Here is a 22478-nt window from a genome sequence, read left to right as displayed (position 1 = left end):
TACCGCAGCCGGGCGGCAATGCTGGCGAGTGGGTCGATTATCGCCCACGCCGCATTGCCACGCGCATTGCCACGCGCATTGTCATGCGCGTTGCGACGATACAGGGCCGCGCTTCGGCGCCGCCTGCTCAGCGCGCCATCACCACCAGCACAAAGATCGCGTTATTGAGCATGTGCATCGCAATCGGCACGGCCAGACCGTTGGTCTTTTTGGCGAGCCAGCCGGTGGTGAGGCCGAACATCACGAGGAACGGGAAGTGTTTGGCGTCGAAGTGAACCGAGGCGAAGATCACGGCTTGCCAGAGGTTGGCGGCGATGAAACTCATGTGCCGGGTCAGGCCGCCGAGCAGGCATCCCCGGAACACGAACTCCTCGACGAACGGCACGACAACGGCGACCAGCAGAAGCGCCAGCCCCGTGCCGCCCAGTTGCATCGCGCCTTTCACGACGTACTCGTTCCATGCCTGCAATTCGGCGTTGCGCACCGACGTGTGGTGTGCCAAGTACCATGCGGCGAGCGTCGACACCACGAGCAGCGTGGCAGGCCAGATGAACCAGCGCGCTTTCCACTCGCCGTAGCCTGTCCACTGACGTCGACCCAATCGCCACATCGTGCGCGACAGCAGCAGGACGACGATGCCGAGCGTAGCGAAGTGCGCCAGCGCGAGCTTGGGCAGCAGGGTGTCCAAGACGGGGGCCGTGCCCGAATGCGTCTGCGTCGACTGACTGACGACGAACGCGGGGATGACCCACGTGGCGAAACACAGCACCGCCAGTCCATACCACGCATGCCGCAAGCCGATGCGTTCGAAGAGCGGTGGTGTCGGACGTCCCTTGCGAGCACGGACTGTGCCCACGTAATGCACCGGGAACATCAGCAGACCGGGGAACAGCACGATGCATAGACCGGCCGCCAGCAACGTGATCATCAATCCGGCGAAGGCGAAGCGCATCCCGGCGGCCGGGTCGATGCTCATCAGCACGGCATACGACTGTGCCAGCGGCCAGCGGTTGCCCTTGTCGTGTTCGAGCGACGACTGGATCGCTGCGGCGGCAGCCTTGCCGTCGCGCGCTGCGAGCGCGACCGAGAGTCGCAACGCACGGTTCTGCGCTGACTCCTGTGCGTTGGACTTCGCCTCGGCGAGCGCCTGTTGTGCGCCGGCGGCGTCACCGGATTGAAGGAGCGCGCGAGCACTGACGTACGGGTCGATCTTCAGTCCGGCCTTTTGCATGCGCAGCAGCAGATCGCGCGCCGTGGGGCCCGGCAGTACATCGAGAGCGGTGTTGATGCGACCGGTCGCTTGCCAGGCGATCTTCGGCGCGGGCGCGTCCATCAGCAGACGCCGTGCCTCCGTCTTCTCGCCGGTGGTGGCGAGATGGCGCACGGCGGTGAGCAGCACGGGGGTGTCGGGCGACAGTTCCGCCGCCTCCACGGCCTGGATACCGGCGTTGCGTTTGTCTTGCGTGGCTTGATACGCATTGGAGAGCGCAGCGTGCAGACGCGCGCGATATTCCGTCGGCCAGCGCTTGGCCTTGGGCAGCAGCGCTTCGCCTTGCGCCACGGCGTCTTTGCCGTAGATGTTCTCCATCAGCGATACCGACACTTCCGGGTTGTCGGTGAATTTCTCTTTCAGATTTTGCAGACAGGCCGTCAGGTCCGACTGTGCCTTCTCGGCCCATTGGAGATCTTCTGCCCACGCGTAATTGCGCATGAACTGGCAGCGCGCGAGCGCGAGTGCCGCGTCGACCGGCTGCGCACGGGTGGCGGCGTCGAACGTCGCGACGATCTCGCGATACTTGGCGTAGGAGGCGTCGTCGACGCGCTGCATCATCCCTTGCTGATTGAGCAGCGGGTTGCTTGCCGGGGAGGGGGAGGTGGCGGCCGAAGGCGCAGAGAATGCGGGGGAGAACGGCATGAGGCCGAGTACCGCCAGCGTCAGACAAAGAAAGAAGCGAGACACGCGAGATTTCCCGGAATGTTGTTGTTCTTGACGGCCGCAGCGCACGCGGCCCGCCTCATTGGCTTAACGACCGGAGTGTGCCTGAACTGTAGTGCTCCGGGTATTCAGAAAAGGCCACGTGCTTGGAGGAAGTCCTCGGCATTGGCGATGCCGGGTCGCTTGTCGGTACTTCGGGCGCGGCGCATCATAGGCCTCGCCTGACGGCACCGACGCAGGCGAGGGAGATGGACCGATAAGCGGGTTGATAACAACGAGGTCGATCAGGATGAGCGTGTTGCGGGAAACGCTGACGGACTGGTGGCGACGCCGTGCGGACAATGGCGCAAGCGACTATCTCTTTTGCGCGGTGATCATTGGAATCGCGTTGATCGTCGGGCTGTTTGTACTGTCCGGTAAAGGGATGGACACAGAGGCGTTTCTCATTGCCCTCGCGAAGATCGGCATTGTGGGGGCCACCGTGGCATTACTGCTCAGGTGGGTGGTACCACCCGCGCTGATGGAGGTCATCAAGGTCGCGGCGATTGTCGCCGTTTCCCTTGCTGTTCCCGTCGGGCTGATGGGGCTGTTGCCGAAGCCGACGATTCCCCCGCCGCCTCCCGCGCCGGCACTGGTGCATCTGAGCACCAACAGCGCCGAACTTCTCGGATACCGGCTCGGCGATCCGCTCACGGTGCCTGAGTGCAAGTTCGTTCAGGACACGTTGCAACTCAGCTATCTCGGTCCGGATGGCGCGCCTTGTTTTCGTCACCGCGCTAACGATCTGATCGGTAAGCCGATGGAGCTTAACGAGATGGTGGTTGTCGATCGGCTGGACCTTGAGCGCTTTCAGGTCTTCAGTACCGCGATGCCAGTGTGCATTGCCTTGCGCGAAGGTCGAATTGAGGCGGTGTCGATGTATGTCCTGACGAAGTCGATCTCCGAAGATAAGCGCGACGTAGTCAAGCGCTCCTTGACGGCGACGTTCGCCAAGCCTTCGGCGAATAAGCGATGGATTCTCGTTGAGTATCGGGACCCGGCCAAGGACCCGTATTACGAGCGCGACGTGTGGACGTCGACCGGCGTCATTAGTCGGCTCTATTCGATGGTCGTGCCGTCGGTCGGTCGTAACCATGGCTACATCCATGGCGTACTGGTGGTGGAATCTGCCAACGGAACTCACCCCTTCTTCGGAAAAGAGATGGACTTCCGATTCGACTGCCCGGTGATCGGTCCCGATCAGCAGGACGACGCACGCTAATGGTGCGCCGCCGCATCGCGATGCGGCATTGTGCCCGTTGCGATGCCATCCGCCGTACTCGGGTTCTTCCATCTCGTCGCTTGTTCAACCGCCATCGGCGTCCCCCTCGATATCCCCGAAAGCCTCGTCGCACGGCCCTTTGTGCCGATTTCCTCCGTACATGACACCCACTTGGCACGCCACTTGCTAATGAATGCATAAGGCCAATGGCGGCTGAGTGGAAGACAAGCGAATTTTCTGCACCGCATGCAGGGCCCCGCGAACGCGGGGTTTTCGGGGCAACGGCGTCCCGAAGCCACGCGTCCGTTCATGGGCGCACGGCTTCGGGACGCCTTTTTTTTCGGCACACGAACACGAGGGTATCCATGAGCACGCTCACGCAATCGTTGAAAAGTGGCAACTGGCGCGCGCTGGTTGCGTGTTTTCTCTACTTCGACACCGGTTTCACCGTCTGGGTGATGCTCGGCCCGCTGGCCCCGTTCATCGGCAAGGACATCGCGATGACGCCCGCGCAGACCGGCTTCCTCGTCGCAGTGCCGGTGCTGGGGGCCGCCATTCTGCGCGTCACGCTGGGCAACCTTTATCAAGCTTACGACGGTCGCAAGATCGCATTGATGGGGCTGACGCTCTCGGCCATTCCGTCGGTCGTGCTGCTGCTGATGCCGGGTACGCCGTCGTACACGCTGCTGCTCGTGCTCGGCGTGTTCCTTGGTGTCGGGGGCGCAAGCTTCGCCGTGGCGCTGCCGATGGCGGGCAGCAACTATCCGCCGAAGGTGCAGGGCCTCGTGCTCGGTCTCGCGGCGGCGGGCAACATCGGTGCCGTACTCGACGGCTTCATGTTCCCCGGACTGGCAGAACACTATGGCTGGGCGCACGCGGCCGGTGCGGCGCTCCCGCTGCTGGCGCTCGCGGCCTTGGCACTGGTGTTCTGGGCGAAGGATCAGGGCGTGAAGTCGGGCAGCGCACCGCGCGCGTTCTCAAGCTTCTTCATCACGGTGTTCGGACTCGTCGCGCTTGTGCTGTGCGTGCACGCGGGCGCTTTCGGCGAAGGCCGCGCCGGGGTGCTGTTGCTGCCGGTGCTGGGCGCATTGCTCGCCATCGCCGTGCTGCCGCGTCACTATCGCGGCGTGCTGGGCGAGCGTGACACGTGGGTGATCATGCTCGTCTACAGCATCACCTTCGGTGGTTTCGTGGGCATGTCGTCCTATGTCACGACGCTGCTGATTTCGCTCTACGGCATGCCGCGTCTGGAAGCGGGTCTGTTCATGTCGCTGCTCGCGTTCCTCGGTGCGCTGGTGCGTCCCATCGGCGGTCTGGTGGCCGACCGTATTTCCGGCGTGCGCGCGCTCGTGCTGTTGCTCGCGGCAATCTCCGTCATCGACTTCGTGTTTGCCGCGTGGATGCCGCCGCAAGGGGCTGGCATCGCGTTGCTGGTCCTCGTCTACCTGTGCTTCGGTCTTGGCAACGGTGCGACGTTCCAGCTCGTGCCGCAACGCTGGCAAGGCAAGACGGGCCTGATGTCCGGCATCATCGGCGCGGCCGGTGGTATCGGCGGCTTCTATCTGCCGGTCATCATGGGCATGGCTAAGGAATCGACGGGCAGCTATCAGATGGGGTTCGCCACCTTCGGCGCGCTGGCCGCGCTCGCGTTCGTGCTGGTGGTCGCGCTGCGTACGCACTGGATGTCGTGGGCACTGCCCAAGGAGGTGCCGGGCGGTGCAGTACTCGCGGGCGGGGTGGCGCACGTGGAGTAAGTGCGATCTTCGCAGATGAAACAAAACGGCCCGTCGATGCCTCGGCTCGACGGGCCGTTTTGTTTCTGCGCGACGCTTCGCATAGACTGTCGGGCAACATCGTTTTCCCGCAGGAGTCGTCATGCGTCTGGGCGTTCCCAGCCTCTCGGCGTTGCAGGCCTTCGAGGCCAGCGCCCGTCACCAGAACTTCGCCACCGCTGCGCAGGAGCTTGCGCTCACGCATGGTGCCGTCTGCAAGCGGGTGGGGGAGTTGGAGAAGCATCTGGGGGTGGCGCTATTCGAGCGTGTGAAACAACGTCTCGTGCTGACCCCTGCCGGGGCCGAATATGCCAAACGCATTCGCGTGCATCTCGATCAGATTCGTCGCGACACGCTGGACGTCGTGCAGCAGGGGCGCGAGACCGAACTGGAAATCGCTGTCGGTGTGACGTTCGCCGCGCAGTGGCTCATTCCGCGACTGGACGACTTCTACGCCAGCACGCGCGACGTCCGTCTGCATATTCTCGGGCGCGATCAGCCTGTCTTCTTCGATGACTCTGCGTTCGACGCTGCAATCTACTTCAGCACGCGTCTATGGCCCGGCATGCCCGGTACGGCACTTGTCACAGACGACTCGCTCATGCTGGTGGCCGCGCCGCGTTTGCTTGAGGGGAGGGCGTCGTTGTCGCTCGAAGCGATTGCCGAGTACTCGTGGATTTGCCCGCGCGATCTGCCGCGTGTGTGGGACGACTGGTTCGCCTCGCAAGGGCTGCAAGGCGGTGCGAACGCTGCCGAGATCAAACCCCAGCGCAGTGCACAGCGCTACGACATGTTCGTGATGGCGATCAACGCGGCGGTGGCCGGTCTGGGCGTGGCCTTGCTGCCGCGCGTGCTGATCGAGCGCGAACTGGCGAGCGGCGCGTTGGTGCAAGCGCACGCGCACACACTGGCCAATCCGCAGACCATCTACTTCTCTTATCCCGCGCAGCGTCGCGACTGGGCACCGCTGCGTCAGTTCGACGCGTGGCTGCGCAACGCCGTTGACCGGTATCTCGCCGAGCGAGGGTAGCGCGTCGAACTCAACGTGCCGACGTCAGTTCCGGATGCTCGCGCAACACCTGCTCATAGAGCCCCTGATACCCGAGCCATGCGACGTAGTCCGAACCGAGCAGACGGAAGACTTCGCGGGCTTCGGCGTCGGACAGCACTTCCATCGGACCGGCCGCTTCGGCGAGCAACTGGACTTGTGCGCAGCGCTCCATCGCGAGAAAGCGATAGGCGGCGGCGTCGACCGACGAGCCGACCGTCAGCAAGCCATGATTGAGCAGCACGGCCGCGCGCTTGTGGCCCATCGACTGCGCGATGCGGCGTCCTTCGTCGGCACCGAGCACCAGCACGTCGCCACGAAACAGCACGTGGTCGTCGTAAAACAGACACGCTTCCTGATTGATGGGGGCGAGTTCACGGGTACGCGCGGAGAAGGCACGCCCGTGGGTGGTGTGCGTGTGTGCAGCGGCCGTCACATGGGACAGCGTTGCATGGATGCCCGCGTGGATCGCCATGGCGGCCGCGTTCACTGGGCCTTCACCGTGATGCAGACCACCGGCCTCGTCGACCAGAATCAGGTCGTCCGGATGGATCGAGGAGAAGTGTTGTGCGTAGCGATTGACCCAGAAGCGGTCGTGGAACTCGGGGTCGCGCACGGTGATGTGCCCGGCGATGCCTTCGGCAAGCCCGAAGCGCGCGAAGATGCGGAACGCGACCGCCAGTCGCAGCTTCCGGTCGGCGCGTTCATCTGCGACATTGTCAAACACTTGGGGCTTGGGCAGTGGCGCGCCGAGCGGTGTGGGAATGGCAAAGGCGGCAAAGCTATCGTGCGGGGAATTCATGGGCGCTCCGTCGATGGGGGACGCCGTGCTCGCTGTCGTCGGCGCGCCCGGAGTGGCGTCGCGCGGCGCGGCATCGGCAGACGAGGCATTGTCCCCGGACGCGTGCGGCAACGTCTATCGACGAAAAGTCACTGGATAGGGACTTGCCGCGCCATCACGTCGCTCATGAACTCGTCTTGCTCATTCGCCCTGACGAAACAGACCGTTGAGCGTGGCACCGCTGGCCGCACCGTCGAAGCCATCGAAGCGGCCTTCGGCCAAGGCCTGCGCGGCGTGCATGAAGCCGCCCCACGCCGAACGCGCGAGCGCACCGCCCACGCTTACGCGTCGCACGCCGAGACTCGCCAGCGCCTGCAACGTGAAGGGCGACGTCGCGCCGATCAGCACGTTGACGGGTTTGGGCGCGACCGCGGCCACCACGGCGCGGATCTGCGCTTCGGACTGGATGCCCGGCGCATACAGACAATCGGCCCCCGCTTCGGCATAGGCTTGCAGTCGCCGGATGGCGTCGTCCAGATCGGGCACGCCAGCGAAGAAGTTCTCCGCGCGACCGACGAGCAACGTGTCGCCGCCGGTTTCGTCGATGGCCCGCCGCGCAGCCTTCATGCGTGCGACCGCTTCGTCGAGTGGGAAGAGCGGTTCGTTGGCGTCGCCCGTGGTGTCTTCGATGGACAGACCGGCGACACCCGTGGCTACCGCCAGCTTGACGCTCTCGGCCACATCCTTCGGCGTCTCGCCGAAGCCGCTTTCGAAGTCGGCATTCACCGGCAGATCGGTCGCCTCGACCAGCGTGCGCAGATGCGCCAGCACGAGCTCGCGCGTTACGCCGTTGTCGGGGCGCGCGGTGGACCACGCGAAGCCCGAACTGGTCGACGCTATGGCCTGGAATCCGGCGTGTTCGAGATACCGTGCGCTGCCCGCATCCCATGGGTTCGGGATCACAAAGCAGCCGGCAAGGTGGAGTTCGCGAAACGCGGCGCGTTTTTCGGCAGTGCTGCGTGGCATGGGATTGTCTCCTGAGGGGGGCGCAGTTGATCGCTCGCTGCGCACGGAATGCCCGATCATCGCGGTTTTACGACGGGCTAGCAAGACAGCTGACGGCACGTGAAATAGAAATGTCGAACGGCAGACGGTTTTCGTCGAGCGCGTGCCATGCAAGCGGCCAAAAGGCGCGGTAATGTCCGGTAACAACTTTTTTGCAGCAACGCGGGAATAAGCGCGCTCCAACTGGCGTTATGCAATCATCTTTCAGCGCATTTTCAGGACGTCAAACGTGAATTCTCTGCCTCCCTCCATGTCATCCGCATCGGCGCAAAAGCCTCGCGTCGCCCTGTACGAAGATCCCAAGTACACGCGCGTCGCCATGTTGCTGCACTGGGCGGTGGCGCTGCTGATGCTCGGCAACGTTGCGATCGGTCAGACGATTGCCTTGTTGCCGGACGCCACGCTGGAGAAGATCGACGTACGTTTCTGGATCGATCTGCACAAGTCCGTCGGGATCACGGTGCTGGGTCTCGCGATCCTGCGTATTCTGTGGCGCGTGACGCACCGTCCGCCCGAACTCTCGCATGTCTTCGCTTCGTGGGAGCGCGCCGCAGCGCATCTGGTGCACTGGCTGCTGTACGTGCTGATTTTCGCGATGCCGCTCTCGGGCTGGGCGCATGACTCGGCGTGGGTTGCGGCATCGACGCATCCGTTGGTGCTGTTCGGCGTCGTGCCGTTTCCGCGCATGGGCTTTCTGATGGCGATGAGCGACGCGAGCAAGGACTACTGGCATGAGGTGCTGGGCAACGTCCACACCTACTGCGCGTACGTGCTCTACGCACTGCTGGCGTTGCACATCGGTGGTGCGCTCAAGCATCAGTGGATCGATCGTCACCCGGTCATCGGCCGGATGCTGCCGTGAGTGTCGGGATGAGTATCGAGACGAATCCGGACATGAACTCCGAAATCCAGACAGGCGTGGTGCAGCTCGAAGCGTCGCGCGAGCGGCATTCGCCGCGCTTCACCTTGCCGCCGACACCGCTCGCCAGCTGGCTCGTGCACACCGGCGTGGCGGTGCTGTGGTGCCTGCTCTTCGCGCAGGCGTTCTTCCTCAAAGGCGTTTTCGCGTGGGGCACGGGCGTGGCGTATGTCGTCTACGACACCTTGCTGCTGACGTTTGTCTTCTGGCAAGCATGGCGCTTGATGCGTCCCGATCCGGACGAGACGTGGGGCGGCACTGCGGACGCCGCGTCGAACCGTCTCACGCTCGGCGTGGTGGTCGCGGCACATAACGAAGCGGCGGCGCTGCCGGTGACGCTGCGTGCGCTGATGGCGGGTCGCCACGTGCCCGACGCCATCGTCATCGCCGACGACGGATCGCGCGACGGCACCGTCGCCTTGCTCACCGGCGAGTACGGTCTGGCGGACCCGGGCGTGGGCAGCCTGAGCGCACCGAGCACCCGCTATCCGAACCTGCGATGGCTGCGCGTGCCGCACGGCGGCAAGGCGAAGGCACTCAATGCGGCGCTCGTCGGCATGGACACCGACATCGTGATGACCGTCGATGCCGACACGTTGCTCGACGCCGGTGCATGCGCAGCCATGCACGACGCCTTCGCCCGTCGCCCGCGATTGGTCGCCGCCACCGGCGTGCTGACCCCGGTGTGTGGCGACACCATGAGTGCCCGCGTCCTGCAGTTCTTCCAGACATACGAGTACATCCGCAACTTCATCTCCCGCTTCGCATGGATGCGCGCCGACGGACTGTTGCTGATCTCGGGCGCGTTCGCGTGCTTCCGTCGCGAGGCGGTGCTGGCTGTGGGCGGTTTCGATCCCGCGTGTCTGGTCGAGGACTACGAGCTGATTCACCGTCTGCGTCGCTATTCGGTCGCGCATTCGCTCGACTGGGAGGTGCGCGTCGTGGGTGGCGCGCAGGCGATCACTGATGCGCCGGGCACGCTGACGAGCTTCCTGCGTCAGCGCCGTCGCTGGTTCGCGGGCTTCCTCCAGACGCAATATTGGTACCGCGATATGGTCGGCAACGGCCGCTACGGCAACCTCGGTCGCTGGATGTTGCCGGTCAAGGCGTTTGATACGCTTCAGCCGATCTACGGGCTGACGGCCTTCGCGCTGTTGGTGACGTTCGTCTGCGAAGGCCATTACGGCGTTGTGTTGCCGGTCTCCGGCATCATTCTGGGCAAGATCGTCATCGATCTGGGCTTTCATCTGTGGTCGGTGCATGCCTATCGCCGCTGGACCGGACACCGCACGGGCACGAGCCTCGGGCTGGCGTTCGTCGCTGCTGTGCTGGAGCCGTTCTCGTTCCAGTTGATGCGTCACACGGGCGCGGCGATGGGGTGGGGGCACTTCCTCACGGGGCGTCAGCGTTGGGGTGTTCAGGTGCGACGAGGTATCCTGTCGGGCGAACGCGGGGCGGAGGTGTCCCGCGACAGATGATTTCCCGGCAGTTTTCTTTCCCTGATGATTCGATCTTTGACGTGGTTGGCGATGGTGTGCGCACTGGGCGGCGTGTTGGGCGCGCTGGGGTGCAGCACGCCCGCACCGAAGACGCCCGGCCCTGATTACGCGGCGCTGGGCGGCGCGGCAGAAGTACGTGGCGACTGGGACGGTGCGCGCCGCGCCTTCGGACAGGCGGTGCTCGTGGCGGACCAGTCGGGCTGGCCGGCGTCGCAGCGCGCGGCCATGCACTTCGATTACGGGCGCGCGCTGGGCGTGACCTGCTACTACGCCGAGGCCGAGCGCGAGCTGAGTCAGGCCTACGATCTCGACATCCTCACGGCGCGATACCGCTATCCGGCGCTGGTCGAACTGGCCCGTCTAGCCCTCGCGCAACGTCAGTTCGCCGCGTCCGCAAAATACTTCGGCCGTGCACTCGGCACGCTCGACCGGCTGGAAGCGGCGCGCAAAGTGCCGTTCGCCTATGCCGAACTGCTCGACGATTACGCGCTGGCGCTGGGCGGCGCGGGCGACGCGGAAGCGGCCACCCGCATCATCGACCGTGCGGCCAAAGTGCGTGCGAGTTTCGACAGTGATGCGCAAGTCCAGCCGACGACACGCACGCCGTATGGCAAGCATTGCGGCCAACTCGCAGCGGGGGCACGATGAACCATCTCCGTGTGCCGCTCGCGAGTGTGGCCGAGTTCGATGAAATCATCGACGTCCGCACGCCGCTCGAATTCGCCGACGACCATATCCCGGGTGCGATCAACGCCCCGGTGCTCAGCAACGAAGAGCGCGTCATCGTCGGCACGATGTACAAGCAGGTCTCGCCGTTCGACGCCTCGCGCGAAGGCGCGGCGATGGTCGCGCGCAACATTGCAAGGCATCTGGAAACGGTATTCGCCGACCGGCCGCGCAACTGGCGTCCGCTCGTGTACTGCTGGCGTGGCGGCATGCGTTCGGGGGCCATGACCTTGATGATGAACATGATCGGCTGGCGGGCGCGTCAGCTCGAGGGCGGCTACAAGACCTACCGCACCGATGTCGTGGCGTCGCTGGCGGCCTTGCCGCCCACACTCGACTACATCGTCCTTGCCGGTCATACGGGCAGCGGCAAGACGCGTCTGCTGCATGCGCTCGCGGACGCAGGCGCACAGACCCTCGATCTCGAAGGACTCGCCGTGCATCGCGGGTCGCTCCTCGGCGCCATGCCGGATGCGCCGCAGCCGTCGCAGAAGTCGTTCGACACGTCGCTCGTCGGGGTGCTGTGCAGCTTCGACACCACGCGTCCCGTGTTTGTCGAAGCGGAAAGCCGCAGGATCGGGCTCATCACGTTGCCCGAGTCGCTAATGACATCGATGCGCGGCACAACGCGGTGCGTCGAAGTGAAGGTGAGCGTGGACGAGCGCGTCGAACTGCTGACGCAGGAGTACGGCCATTTGCTGAGCCGGCCGGAACACTTCCGTACGCAGTTGCTGCGACTCGTCGAATTGCATGGCAAGGCGGTGGTCGATCAATGGCTGACGCTGCTCGACAACGGGCAGCAACGCGAATTGTCGGAGGCGCTCATCACACGTCACTACGACCCGGCCTACACGCGTAGCTCACGCAAGCTCCTGCAAGGGTTGACGAAGGCGATTCCGTTCGAATTCCATCCGACCGCGCAAGACCTGCGCGCCCAGGCGCAGGCCTTGCTCGTGCTTACTTCACGGGCAGACAAATGCGGGTCTGGAGCTGTGCCGCCGGCGTCGAGCGGGGATCGTTGAGGTACTGCTCGAACATCGGGAAGTTGGCCGGTTCCAGCCCGCTGGCCGGCAGCCACTGCGCGAACAGCCACTGATACGGCTTGTTCATCTCGTTGTACGGGCCCGTATACGTCAGCACTGCACACTTTCCTGCCGGAATCTCGAAGCGTTCCAGATCGCCGCCGATCTCGGCATCGGCATGCACCGACATGCCCGCGAGCGAGCGCAGTTGTGCGGCGGGGACCTGCTCCGGGTCGTCGAAGTAGACGCCGAAGCCGGTGGCGTCCGGGTGGGCGAGACCTTGCGCGGCGGCAAGCATGAAGGCGCGCGTGAAGACGGGGCCGATGCCCTGATAGTCGCCGTGGTGATGGAGCACGGCAAGGGTGGTGGCGGGAAACGATTCGACTGAGATCGGGTACATGGCTAGCTCCTGAGGATCGATGGGTCCGGAGCGGACGTCGCGGTAGCGTCCCGGCGGCATGCCGAAGAACGCACCGAAGGCCCGGTTGAACGCCGCGTCCGACGCATAGCCGGCACGCGACGCCACAACGCGCATCGAATCCTCGGACCCCGACAGGGCAATCGCCGCACGATGCATGCGAATGCGTTGCACCGAATTGTTCACCGTCTCACCGAGCAACGCGCGGTAGACACGATGAAAGTGGTACGGCGACAGACACGCCAGCTCGGCCAGGTGGTGCAGGTCCGGATCGCTCTCCGGATGGCTGGCGAGCCAGCGGAGCACGGACTCCATGCGTTCGGCGTATCTCAGTCGGGTCTGGGGTTTCATTTGCGCTCCTTGGACGCCAATGTAGCCACAGGCGATTTGCCGATTTTGCGATTTTCTTCAGTCGTTGAACATCCCCTTTCGAATAATCGCGTGCACGCCCCAGTTGCCGTTGACGACTTGTGTCACCCCGAAATCGACGGAGACCGAAAGAATCGCGGTGGCTTCGTCCTCCGTTAGCCGCTTGACCTGCATGAGAAAGCGGCGCGCTTTGAGGAAGGCGTCGCGCAGGGCGCTGTCGAGCGTCGATTTCATGTAGATCTGGCTCTGCGCCTTCTGCCCCAGCTCGGCCAGATGGTTAGGCGAACTGAAGCCGTGGATGATCCACTCCGTCGGCGTCTCGACCAGCGGATAGGTCAGGTCGGCGTACGGTGCGTTCGCCTCGATAGCGGCCTTCTTGTGCAGCACCAACTGGATATTGCCCGTGAGCGAGCATTCGATGGCAGTGCCGCCGAGTTCGGCGTCGCCCTGCGAGGCGTGCGGGTCGCCAATGGAGAGTAGCGCGCCCGGCACCGCAACTTTCAGAAAGACGCTCGCGCCGCGCGTCACGCGCCAGTTATCGAGATTGCCCGCGTAGCTCGACGGCGGAATCGAGTCGATCAGGCCGTCCTGCGCGGGCGCGACGGCGAGCACGCCGAAGTGTGGACGCAGCGGAATCTCGACGTTCTTCAACGTCCTGAAATTCTTGGTGATGCGGGTGTGATCGACCGGCACGCCCGGATAGTCGATGGTCGGATGCACTACGCCGAACGGGTCTTGCTGTGGTGTCCAGCGGAAGCTGTAGATCGCGCGGGCAACATCGGTGCCTTCCTCCGCATCGTCATGGCAATCGATCTCGAACACCGTCACGACCTCGCGCTCGCGAGGTAACGTCAACATGTCCTGATAGTGAAAGCCCCACCACGTCGAGGCGTGGCTACCGAACGCCTTCCCCGCGAACTCGGGATTTGCGCTCGGCCGGGGATGCAGATCGAGAATGCGCACTTCGAGCACGTCGCCCGGCATGGCGTCTTCGACGGCGATGGGGCCGGTGCAGATGTGCACGCCGAAGCCTTCGCCCGCACCGCGTCCGTAGACGGAGGCGTCCATCGGCCCCGCGCCGCGCCGGTCCACGTTCTTCTGCGTCGCTGTCCAGTGGAACACGCTCTCCGCACCCGGATCGCCTTGAATCATGCGCGCCCAGTCGTCGGTCGCGTGCTGCGTCAGCGTCTCGACGGTCACAGTGTCGCCCGACGCGACGGTGAGCACCGGCGGTAGATCGTGACTGAGATAGCCCCAATGCACCGAGTCGCACGTCGCGCGCAGATAGTGGTGCTGTCCGGCGTCGTGGGGCAGGGGATGGCGGGCATCGCTGCCGGAGATCGCTTCGCGTTCCGTGAGGGCCATGGCCGCCGCCGGGCTGACGTTCGTTCGATGCGTCAGCCCTGCCGGCACATCGGGATGTCCACGAGAGATTCGGGCGCGTTCCGGCAGCGCACGGGAACGCAGCGCCTGATCGCGGCTCGCCTTGGGCGACACGCCGAACCGCTCGCGAAAAGCCTGACTGAAGTAAGACGGATCGTTAAAACCCCATCGATAACAAATGTCCGATACGGACAACTGGTCGTACGCCGGATTCTGCAAGTCCGCGTGACAACGCTGCAAACGACTGTTGCGCAGGTAGGACGAGAAACTTTGGCCCGCGTCTTCGAAGAGCTTGCGCAGATAGCGATCGGACACGTGCTCGTCTTTCGCGATGGCGCACAGCGACAGATCCGGCTCAGCCAGCCGCGCCTGAATACGGTGACAGATACGCGTGAACACGATGCCGCGCGACGTCGAGAGATTTGTCGACGCCTGCGGCTTGGCCGCCGCGAGCGCCGAGGCGAGACATTCGAGAATCACATTCTCGACAGGTTCGAGTGCGTGCGGATCGGCGTCCTGCATCGCATCGAGTTGCAGGGCGAGTCCGCCGAGCAGCGCGCCGAACAGACGCGACACGCTGTCGGGCAGCTTGCACGTCTGCACGGGCGGCGCACTGCCCAGTCGCGGTGCGATCAGCGTGTGGCGCACGTGCACCGAGATCAGCCGGAACGGCGTGCGGGCGATGAGGTCGGCGCTCTGCGCACCGGGAATGCAGGCGATGTCACCGGCGGCCAGCGTCTCGCCATCGAGGGCGCCCGCACTGGCCAGCGTCATCTGGCCGTCGAGCAGCATGACGAGCAGGAAGCCACGCTCACCGCCTGCACGCGCCGAAACGGTTTGCGGCGTGGATGAGATCACCGAGAGTTCTATACCCGCTGGCGTGCGATGCGTGAGCAACGTGCCGTGCAGGGGCTCTCCGGCCGGTGGCGGACGAAAGTGCAGACGGGCGTCGAGCAGGCGCGCCTGCCATGCCGGCCCGCGCTGGTCCTGGGCATAGGACTCCGTTGAGAAGTGCGCACGATCCAAGTCCGGCCTCCATCAGAAATGACAACGACGGCACCCCGGCGCAGCGCTTGTTGGCCGCTGTGCCGGGGCAGACGTCAATAGTGCAAGGGCGTCAGCCGAAGTGCAACTGCCCGCGCATCGCCGCCACGAAGGCGAAGCCGATGAACGTGCCCACGATGGCGAAGATGCCGCCGAGGACGTTAGGCGCCGGAATCGGGGCGCGTACGCCGGTGTACAGGACGCCGGTCACGAGTCCGACGGCGGCCGCCTGCAACTCCGTCGCGCCAAGCGTGATTTCTACCATGACAACCTCCTCAGGAGCGGCTGGACGCGTTGGTGGGACCGGCGGGACGGGCGCTCAACGACGTGTCGAGACCCTCGGCGGGCGGACGTCCGAACGTGACCGAGCGACGCCACACATTCACGATCAGATAGCCGAGGTACGTGAAGATGATGGCGAAGATGCCGCCGAGCACATTCGGGGCGGGAATCGGCAAGTTGAGCCACGAGTACAGCGTGCCCGTGACCAGGCCGACGATCAGGGCGACAAGCTCGTTGCGCCCGACATAGACGTATTGCATGGAAGCGTCTCCCGATGAAGAGACCACATGAAATGCCGCGCACCGCACGGCACACCCGTCAATGTCGGGCATACCGGGCAGACTGGGCAGGCAGACGGCGTGCTCAGGTCTTGGACGACTTGGGCGGGAACATGCCGCGCGGCATGGTGCAGTGCACCCCTTGCGTGCCGTCGACGACCTGCGTCACCCCGAAGTCGGCCGCCACGCTCATGAGCGAGTAGGCGTCGTCGCGCGAGAGGCCCTGTTGCTCGGTGAGCAGCTTGATCATGTCGCGCGCGGCGTTCTTGCCCGCTTCGTCCAGATCCTGATGGAAGCCGTGCACGATCCAGCAGTCGGGCGTTTCCAACAGCGGCGACGGGAATTCGAAGTCCTTGCGCAGCACCACCTGGAACAGCACGTTGAGCGATGCCTCGATGGCCGTGCCGCTGATTTCGCCGTCGCCCTGCGAGATGTGCGGGTCGCCGATGGAGAAGAGGCCGCCGTCGACCTGCACCTTGTAGTACATCGTGGCCCCGGCACCGATGCGCCAGTTGTCGATGTTGCCGCCGTGCAGCCCCGGCTCGACGGTGCTCACGCGGCCTTGTGCGTCGGGCGCGACGCCCGCCGTGCCGAGGTGCGGACGCACCGGCACGCGCACACCGGCGAGCGCGGGCTGCTTGCAGCATTCGCGATGGTCCACCACCTTGCCTGGCGTGGTCAGCTTGCCCGGATAGTCGAACGCGAACAGGGCGTGCGCGGTGTTCGAACTGTTGTCGAGCTCAAAGATGGTCACGCGCTCTTTCTGGAAGTCGTCGTAGAGCTGACCCCAGTGGGCGGCGACGTTCGCGCCGAAGCGAAAGCGCGGAATCATCTGGAGGTAGCGCACTTCGAGCATATCGCCCGGCTTCGCGCCTTCCACGTAGATCGGGCCGGTCATGATGTGCACGCCCGGATTGCGGTCTTCGTGAGGAATCTTGTCGTAGATGGCGCGCACGGCGTCGTCCATCATCAGATCGGGCGCGTCGCCCGCGTGATGGGTAACGGCTTCGGCGCGAATGAAATCGCCGCTCTTGATGGTCAGGGCCGGGGTCTGCGCGGCGTTGAAATAGCCCCAGTGCACCGTGTCGGGCCGTGCGGGAAGGTCGTGAAGCATGCCATGTCTCCTAGAGTTTTTGTCTGACTGCCCGCAAACACAGTTCACGGTGAAGTCATGGTAGTGCCCGACAAAAACGCACGATTAGGAGCGTTTGCCACCTTCTCTATTGCTGGGAGGAACTAACGTTTACCCGTCCCACGCGCTTCCAGCGCGGCGTAGACATCTTGCGACAAGCCCGTGAGCGTCGCGCGGTCGATGCCGCCCGAGATCGCGTAGCCGAACGACCTGTCGACCCAGTAGAAAACCCTGACCGGGCCGTCTTCATAGAAGCGGAACGCGGCGGGTTGCCCTTCGACACCGGCGGGTGAGATGCAGACGGTGATGCGCTCACCCGCGTCGTTGCGATACATGTACTGCACAACGTGTTCGTCGCTGTCGGGCAGCACGCGGCCGCCACTCAGGTGGAAGCCGCGTGAGGACAGGTCCGGCGCTTGTGCCGCGGTTTCCAGACGGCTTGCGATCCACTTCGAGAAACGGGCTTCGGATTCGCCGTCCATGCCCGAAGGCCGCTGAATCTCGGGCATGTAGACGACGTGCGCAATGGCGGCGCGTCGGGCGAAACGTGCGGCACCGTCCGAGGCGGACGTTAGCGTGGTCGCATTGTTGCGCATCGCGATGGAGGACGCGTCGGTCTCGCGCGCCGTCCACAGCCGATTGCCCTGCACCCCGATACCGATGCCGATGACCAGCGCGGCAGCCAGCCCTGCAAATCGGGGCCAGTTCGCAGCGGTTGTGCGTCGCGGCATCGGGTCCTGCACATCTGCCGGGCGCTGCAACCGGGGCGGCACCGGTTCATCGAGGACATCGTCGTAGCGATCGTGCAGCGCGCGCCGCAGGGCGACGAGTTCGCTCACGGCCGCCGCGAGCGCCGGGTCGGTGGCCAGCGCGTTGTCCAGTTCTGCACGACGCTGCGGGGGCAGTTCCCCGTCGACGTACGCGTGCAGTTCGTTGTCGTCGATCGGGCGGTTGGGTTCGTTCATCGCACCACCTTGAGCTTGGCTGACGGTCCGGACGCATTTTCGCCCGCCATGAGATCGCGCAGCCGTTGCCGACCGCGCGACAACCGCGACATCACGGTGCCGATCGGCACGCGCAACGTGGCGGCGACATCCGCATAACTCATGTCTTCCAGCCCCACGAGCAGGACGATGGCTCGTTGCTCGTCGGGCAGATGCCGCAGCGCTTCGTCCAGATCGCGGATTTCGAGACGGCGGGCGGGGTCGTGCGTCGGCGTCTGAAGGGACGCGTGATGGACATCGCGCTCGCCAAAGTCGCCAAGGTTGGTTTCGTCCAGTGAGACGTGGGTGGCTTGTGCAGGCGCGCGGCGCTGCTGATTGAGAAACAGGTTATGCATGATGGTGAAGAGCCATGCGCGGGCGTCCGTGCCCGCTTCGAACATCGTGTGACGGGAGAGGGCGCGCTCCAGCGTGTCCTGCACCAGGTCGTCGGCCAGCTCGGTATTGCCCGTGAGCGCGCGGGCATACCGCCGCAGACGCGGGACGTGGTGATAGAGCTGGTCGCGAATATCCATGCCGTCAGAGATCGAATGCGGTGAGACGTGCCATAACGGGTCAACACGCGTATCGGCCCGCTTATTCCATGAAAACGAAAATAAAACCGGCGACGACGGAATAAGGGCCGTGCGGATGTGTTTTACCGTGAAGACGCCCGTGTTCCCACGATCTGTTCATCCGGCAACCTGCCCCCCGGGACGTCATCACAAGGAGCCCCATTCGTGACCGATCCTTCTTCGTCCGATCCCCGCGCCATTTGCGTGCCATGCCGGGCGGCGGCCATTGTCGCCGTCGTCGGCCTGCTCGCGGGCGGTTTTGCTTACGCGGCCGGTTGGCTCACGCCGCAGCGTTTGAGCACCAACACCGTCATCGACACGTTCGAGTCGAACGGCGGCATTCACGAAGGCTTCCGTCGCAATCACGCGAAGGGCCTGTGCGTGGACGGTTATTTCGAGAGTAACGGAGGCGCGGCGTCGCTGTCGAAAGCGCTCGTCTTCGTCCCGGGACGCACTCCCGTGACCGGCCGTTTCGCGATTCCCGGACCGAACCCGACCGCGTCGGACAACAGCGTGCCGATCCGCAGCATGGCACTGATGTTCACGCTGGCCGACGGCCAGCAATGGCGCACCGGCATGAACACGACGCCGCTGTTCGCCGTGCGCACGCCGGAGGAGTTCTATGCGCAGCTTGACGCATCGCGTCCCGATCCGTCGACCGGCAAGCCCGATCAGGCGAAGTTGCAGGCGTTCTTTGCCGCGCACCCCGACACGCAGCCATTCCGCGACTGGGTCAAGGGGCATCCGCCTTCGTCGAGCTACGCCAACGCGGCGTACTACGGTATCAACGCGTTCTATTTCGTCGACGCCAACGGGCAACGCACGGCAGTGCGCTGGTCGATGCAGCCGGAGCTGCCCTTCGACACCGTGACCGACAAGGAGAAGGGCGACGCCAATTACCTCGCAAGCGAGTTGTACGCGCGTCTGAAGCAGGGGCCGGTGCGCTGGCATCTGGTGGTGACCATAGCAGATCCAGGCGATCCGACCGACGATGCCACACGCCAGTGGCCGGCCACACGCAAGCAGATCGATGCGGGCACGCTGGTGCTGTCGCAGGCAGCGTCGCAAGACGACGGTGCATGCCGCGACGTCAACTTCGATCCGACGATTCTGCCCGCCGGTATCGAGCCGTCCGGCGATCCGCTACTCGCCGCACGCTCGGCGGCTTACGCGCTGTCGTACAAGCGTCGCACGCGCGAAGAAGCGTTGAACGGTGCACCCGACGCACCGCAAGGCAACACGACTCAGGAGGCCCGTTCGCGATGAATCGTCCCCATCTTCACTTCAGTCCCGTTCAGCGCTGGTTGCACTGGGGTATGGCGATCGCCATGCTCACAATGCTGTTCATCGGCGTCATCATGGTCAGCACGCTCACGCAGGCGCACAGCACGCTGATCGCCTTGCACCGGCCGCTCGGCATTGTGATTCTCGCGCTGGTCTTGCTTCGCATCATCGTGCGCATCAAGCGCGGTAGTCCGCCGTTGCCCGACAGCGTGCCGTCGATGCAGCAGACGGTGGCTAAAGCGTCGCATCTGCTGCTGTATGCGCTGATGCTCGCGATGCCGCTGATCGGCTGGGCGATGGTGTCCGCCGGTGGCTATCCGGTGACGCTGTTCGGTGCCTATCATCTGCCACCGCTGGTGTCGGCGGATGCGCGTCTGTTTGCGGTGTTGCGTGCAATGCACACATGGCTGGCGTTTGCGCTGTTCGCACTCGTGATCGGGCACCTCGCGGCGGCGCTGATGCACGGTCTCATCAAGCGTGACGGTGTGTTCTCCAGCATGGCGCGGGGGCATCGCCGCTGATTTGCGGGCTCGCAGGCGAGCATGACGCGACGGGGCGTGTGGTGCGCCCCGTCGTCACAGGATCAGCGACGCGTTTGCCGGGCTTCGCGCGCGTCTTTCAGTGCAGTGAGTTTGGCGGCGATCCGCGAGGCGTATGCGTCGCGCAGGGCGGGGGTCGCCGAGTGGTACGCGCCGATGGCCGCCCATGAATTGCCGTACTTCGCCATCTGCCGTTGCAGGTGCCACGCCGCGATGTACACGCTCTTGCACGCCACCATCAGGTCTTCGGTACCGATGCCGAAGCGCGCCAACGTGTCCAGATGCACCGAGTTGATCTGCATGAGACCGTAATCGACCGAGCCGTTGGTATTGGTGCGACGGGCATCGGCGCGGTTGTTCGATTCCTCCCACGCGATGGCGCGCAGCACGTCGGCGTTCACGTGGTGATAGGTCGCCGCATCGTCGAAGCAGTCGGCGAACGCGGGTGTGCTCGCGGTGATAGTTGCGGCAGTCAAACTGGCGACTACGGTCGCGCGGAGGTTCGGGCGCATGAATCGTCAGAAGGGCGTGAGGGATGACGGCGGTGCGCCGGGGCCAGAGGCCGGGTCGGGTGTAGGTATCGACGGCATGACATCCGGCGTTGCCGTTGCCGCTGAGAAGCGCCAGTCGTAGTAATGCGTCTTGCCGGAGAACGTGCCGAACTGTTCGTCGAAGTGCGCGGTCTTGAGCGGCGCGGCGGACGAGCGGCTATACACCTCAAGCACCCCCTTGCCGGTCGTCACATAGGTAATGCCCCAGTCCGTGCTGCCGGTGATCGGGTCCGCGAAGATCTTGCGCAAGTACCGGTGCGGTGTCGGGAAGCGCGGGTCGAGCAGCAGTGCGGCCAGATTCGGCGGTTGCGGCAACTGTCCTGCGGGCGTGGCGTCGGCGTAGGCACGCAGGGCGTCGCTGAACTGCGCACCGATCTCCATCAATTGCGCTTCGCGCGCAGCACGCTGCCATAGCGCACCGACCCGGATCGTCATCGCGCCGACGAGTCCCAGTACCGCGACGAGGATCAGCAGTCCCACGTACGTGAAACCGTACTGGCCGTGGAGACTGCGGGGGCTGCGGCGTTTGCACCGAGGACGATCAATAGTCCGCATACGCCTTGCCCGCCGGGTCGGCCCCTGTCGCGCCGCTCTTCACGCAGCAGATCCCCTTGTCCTCGACGACCGGGATCGCGCCGGGGGGCGGCGTCGGTGTGGACGCGCCGAAGCGTAGCGCGTCCTGTGCCGACCGGCTCGTCGCGAGGATTTGCGCGCTGGGGTCCTGCGCCGCGTTCTCGGCGGATGTCATCGTGATCCAGGTGGTGTCGCTGCCCGTCACCGGATCGATAGGTACCGCCCGCAGATACTTGCGCTCGACGAGCTCGGTGAGATTGACGGGGTAGTGGCCCGTGTCGTCGTAAAACTGATCGATGACGCGGCGCAAGGTGCGCAGGTTCTCGGTGAGTACGGTGTTCTTCGCTTTCGTGATCGCGGGCACGTAGTTCGGGATCATGAGCGTGGCGAGCGTCGCGATGATGCCCAGCACGACCAGCAGCTCGATCAGCGTGAAGCCGCGCGGGGGACGATGCGCAGAACGCGCATACCGACGGTGAATTTTCGCAAGCGAGTTCATGGTCGGATCACCAGAGACGGTAGGGCACGCCGTTCAGGCTCACGCCGTGCGACAGCGTGTAGACGTCGTAGATGTCGTCGCCCTCGGCGGGTGAGTCGGGCGGACTGGCGTAGCTGCGTTTGCCCCACGTCTGCGAGTCGGTGAGCGAGTCGTCGTTGTTGAACGGATCGCGCGGAATGCGGCGCAGGAAGTACTGACGCTTGCGCTTCGGATCGCGCATGTCCGGCACGCCCTGCACGAGAATTTCGAGCGATGGCGGATAACCCGTCTCCGTCGCCTTTCGTTCCATATGACCGGTGTCCCACGCCCGTTTGTAAGCGTCGATGGCGTGACGGATCTCGCGCAGATCGCGCGCGAGTTCCTGCTCCTGACGACGCTGCACGGCCAGTTGCGATACGGGCACGGCGAGCGTCGCCAGCATCGCCATGATGGCGAGCGTGACCAGCAGCTCGATCATCGTGAAGCCGCGCTGCGATACGGCAGACGAGGCAGTCTTGCCAGACCCCGGGCGGGCGGCGGGTCTGGCGCGAGGCGGCATCCGC

Annotated in this window: 22 protein-coding genes and 1 pseudogene; 9 read left to right on the top strand and 14 right to left on the bottom strand. The window is 64.7% G+C overall.

Annotation, left to right across the window (positions count from 1 at the left end; translation table 11 throughout):
* Nucleotides 1–127: 127 nt before the first annotated feature.
* Entirely contained in the window at nucleotides 128–1960 is a 1833-nt protein-coding gene (locus PAQ31011_RS05420) for a CPBP family intramembrane glutamic endopeptidase (protein WP_150574787.1), read from the bottom strand.
* A gap of 265 nt (nucleotides 1961–2225) precedes the next feature.
* Between PAQ31011_RS05420 and PAQ31011_RS05415 the strand changes: the two genes are divergently transcribed.
* The 3 genes from PAQ31011_RS05415 to PAQ31011_RS05405 all read left to right on the top strand — a co-directional run bounded on the left by PAQ31011_RS05415 (nucleotide 2226) and on the right by PAQ31011_RS05405 (nucleotide 5999).
* Nucleotides 2226–3197: a hypothetical protein gene (locus PAQ31011_RS05415; protein WP_150574786.1), complete on the top strand. Its 972-nt coding sequence runs from the start codon at nucleotides 2226–2228 to the stop codon at nucleotides 3195–3197.
* Between the two features lie 365 nt (nucleotides 3198–3562).
* Complete coding sequence (locus PAQ31011_RS05410; RefSeq protein WP_150574785.1) at nucleotides 3563–4951, top strand: MFS transporter; 1389 nt, start codon at nucleotides 3563–3565, stop codon at nucleotides 4949–4951.
* Nucleotides 4952–5072: 121 nt separating this feature from the next.
* Nucleotides 5073–5999 carry a LysR substrate-binding domain-containing protein gene (locus PAQ31011_RS05405; protein WP_150574784.1) on the top strand — a complete coding sequence of 309 codons (927 nt, stop codon included), beginning with the start codon at nucleotides 5073–5075 and terminating at the stop codon, nucleotides 5997–5999.
* A gap of 10 nt (nucleotides 6000–6009) precedes the next feature.
* Here PAQ31011_RS05405 and PAQ31011_RS05400 read toward each other — a convergent pair whose 3' ends face one another.
* Together PAQ31011_RS05400 and PAQ31011_RS05395 are read right to left on the bottom strand one after the other, a co-directional pair.
* Nucleotides 6010–6819 (bottom strand): class II aldolase/adducin family protein, encoded by an 810-nt coding sequence (locus tag PAQ31011_RS05400; RefSeq protein ID WP_150574783.1) that lies wholly within the window; start codon nucleotides 6817–6819, stop codon nucleotides 6010–6012.
* Nucleotides 6820–6999: 180 nt separating this feature from the next.
* Complete coding sequence (locus PAQ31011_RS05395) at nucleotides 7000–7824, bottom strand: isocitrate lyase/PEP mutase family protein (RefSeq protein ID WP_150574782.1); 825 nt, start codon at nucleotides 7822–7824, stop codon at nucleotides 7000–7002.
* Nucleotides 7825–8113: 289 nt separating this feature from the next.
* Here PAQ31011_RS05395 and PAQ31011_RS05390 point away from each other — a divergent pair, with 289 nt between their 5' ends.
* The 4 genes from PAQ31011_RS05390 to mnmH are packed head-to-tail and all read left to right on the top strand — an operon-like array spanning nucleotide 8114 to nucleotide 12029.
* A complete protein-coding gene (locus tag PAQ31011_RS05390) occupies nucleotides 8114–8725 on the top strand; it encodes a cytochrome b (RefSeq protein ID WP_150574781.1) in 612 nt (203 codons plus the stop codon).
* 32 nt (nucleotides 8726–8757) lie between these two features.
* The gene (locus PAQ31011_RS05385) at nucleotides 8758–10260 is read left to right on the top strand and encodes a glycosyltransferase family 2 protein (RefSeq protein ID WP_150574780.1); all 1503 of its coding nucleotides are present in this window, start codon (nucleotides 8758–8760) and stop codon (nucleotides 10258–10260) included.
* Between the two features lie 24 nt (nucleotides 10261–10284).
* Nucleotides 10285–10929, top strand: a complete 645-nt coding sequence (locus tag PAQ31011_RS05380; RefSeq protein WP_150574779.1) for a tetratricopeptide repeat protein — start codon at nucleotides 10285–10287, stop codon at nucleotides 10927–10929.
* On the top strand, nucleotides 10926–12029 hold the full coding sequence (gene mnmH / locus PAQ31011_RS05375; RefSeq protein ID WP_150574778.1) for a tRNA 2-selenouridine(34) synthase MnmH: 1104 nt from the start codon (nucleotides 10926–10928) through the stop codon (nucleotides 12027–12029). The genes PAQ31011_RS05380 and mnmH overlap by 4 nt, the downstream gene beginning before the upstream one ends.
* Here the strand turns inward: mnmH and PAQ31011_RS05370 are convergent.
* The 7 genes and pseudogenes from PAQ31011_RS05370 to PAQ31011_RS05340 all read right to left on the bottom strand — a co-directional run bounded on the left by PAQ31011_RS05370 (nucleotide 11965) and on the right by PAQ31011_RS05340 (nucleotide 18451).
* A complete protein-coding gene (locus PAQ31011_RS05370) occupies nucleotides 11965–12798 on the bottom strand; it encodes an AraC family transcriptional regulator (RefSeq protein WP_150574777.1) in 834 nt (277 codons plus the stop codon). The genes mnmH and PAQ31011_RS05370 overlap by 65 nt on opposite strands.
* Before the next feature lie 57 nt (nucleotides 12799–12855).
* On the bottom strand, nucleotides 12856–15225 hold the full coding sequence (locus PAQ31011_RS05365; RefSeq protein ID WP_150574776.1) for an acetamidase/formamidase family protein: 2370 nt from the start codon (nucleotides 15223–15225) through the stop codon (nucleotides 12856–12858).
* 91 nt (nucleotides 15226–15316) lie between these two features.
* On the bottom strand, nucleotides 15317–15508 hold the full coding sequence (locus PAQ31011_RS05360) for a DUF1427 family protein (RefSeq protein WP_046292445.1): 192 nt from the start codon (nucleotides 15506–15508) through the stop codon (nucleotides 15317–15319).
* Nucleotides 15509–15587: 79 nt separating this feature from the next.
* Nucleotides 15588–15785, bottom strand: a pseudogene (locus PAQ31011_RS05355) (XapX domain-containing protein); the annotation flags it as partial.
* 103 nt (nucleotides 15786–15888) lie between these two features.
* Entirely contained in the window at nucleotides 15889–16917 is a 1029-nt protein-coding gene (locus tag PAQ31011_RS05350) for an acetamidase/formamidase family protein (RefSeq protein ID WP_150574774.1), read from the bottom strand.
* Between the two features lie 122 nt (nucleotides 16918–17039).
* Nucleotides 17040–17900 carry an anti-sigma factor family protein gene (locus PAQ31011_RS05345; protein WP_150574773.1) on the bottom strand — a complete coding sequence of 287 codons (861 nt, stop codon included), beginning with the start codon at nucleotides 17898–17900 and terminating at the stop codon, nucleotides 17040–17042.
* A complete protein-coding gene (locus tag PAQ31011_RS05340) occupies nucleotides 17897–18451 on the bottom strand; it encodes an RNA polymerase sigma factor (RefSeq protein WP_150574772.1) in 555 nt (184 codons plus the stop codon). Before PAQ31011_RS05340 ends, PAQ31011_RS05345 begins: the two co-directional genes overlap by 4 nt.
* Nucleotides 18452–18655: 204 nt before the next feature.
* Between PAQ31011_RS05340 and PAQ31011_RS05335 the strand changes: the two genes are divergently transcribed.
* Both PAQ31011_RS05335 and PAQ31011_RS05330 read left to right on the top strand, forming a co-directional pair.
* Complete coding sequence (locus PAQ31011_RS05335) at nucleotides 18656–19756, top strand: catalase family peroxidase (RefSeq protein ID WP_246179352.1); 1101 nt, start codon at nucleotides 18656–18658, stop codon at nucleotides 19754–19756.
* Nucleotides 19753–20295 carry a cytochrome b gene (locus PAQ31011_RS05330; RefSeq protein WP_150574771.1) on the top strand — a complete coding sequence of 181 codons (543 nt, stop codon included), beginning with the start codon at nucleotides 19753–19755 and terminating at the stop codon, nucleotides 20293–20295. The genes PAQ31011_RS05335 and PAQ31011_RS05330 overlap by 4 nt, the downstream gene beginning before the upstream one ends.
* A 62-nt stretch (nucleotides 20296–20357) precedes the next feature.
* Here PAQ31011_RS05330 and PAQ31011_RS05325 read toward each other — a convergent pair whose 3' ends face one another.
* From PAQ31011_RS05325 to PAQ31011_RS05310, 4 genes are all read right to left on the bottom strand, one after another.
* A complete protein-coding gene (locus tag PAQ31011_RS05325; RefSeq protein ID WP_150574770.1) occupies nucleotides 20358–20825 on the bottom strand; it encodes a lytic transglycosylase domain-containing protein in 468 nt (155 codons plus the stop codon).
* A gap of 6 nt (nucleotides 20826–20831) precedes the next feature.
* Nucleotides 20832–21344, bottom strand: a complete 513-nt coding sequence (locus PAQ31011_RS05320) for a type II secretion system protein (protein ID WP_150574769.1) — start codon at nucleotides 21342–21344, stop codon at nucleotides 20832–20834.
* Between the two features lie 61 nt (nucleotides 21345–21405).
* Nucleotides 21406–21936: a type II secretion system protein gene (locus tag PAQ31011_RS05315; RefSeq protein ID WP_150574768.1), complete on the bottom strand. Its 531-nt coding sequence runs from the start codon at nucleotides 21934–21936 to the stop codon at nucleotides 21406–21408.
* 7 nt (nucleotides 21937–21943) lie between these two features.
* Complete coding sequence (locus PAQ31011_RS05310) at nucleotides 21944–22474, bottom strand: type II secretion system protein (RefSeq protein WP_150574925.1); 531 nt, start codon at nucleotides 22472–22474, stop codon at nucleotides 21944–21946.
* Nucleotides 22475–22478 lie beyond the last annotated feature (4 nt).

Source organism: Pandoraea aquatica, from assembly GCF_902459565.1.
Classification (GTDB): domain Bacteria; phylum Pseudomonadota; class Gammaproteobacteria; order Burkholderiales; family Burkholderiaceae; genus Pandoraea; species Pandoraea aquatica.
The sequence above is the reverse complement of the archived record's forward strand: the minus strand, read 5'-3'. Positions and strand labels throughout refer to the sequence as shown.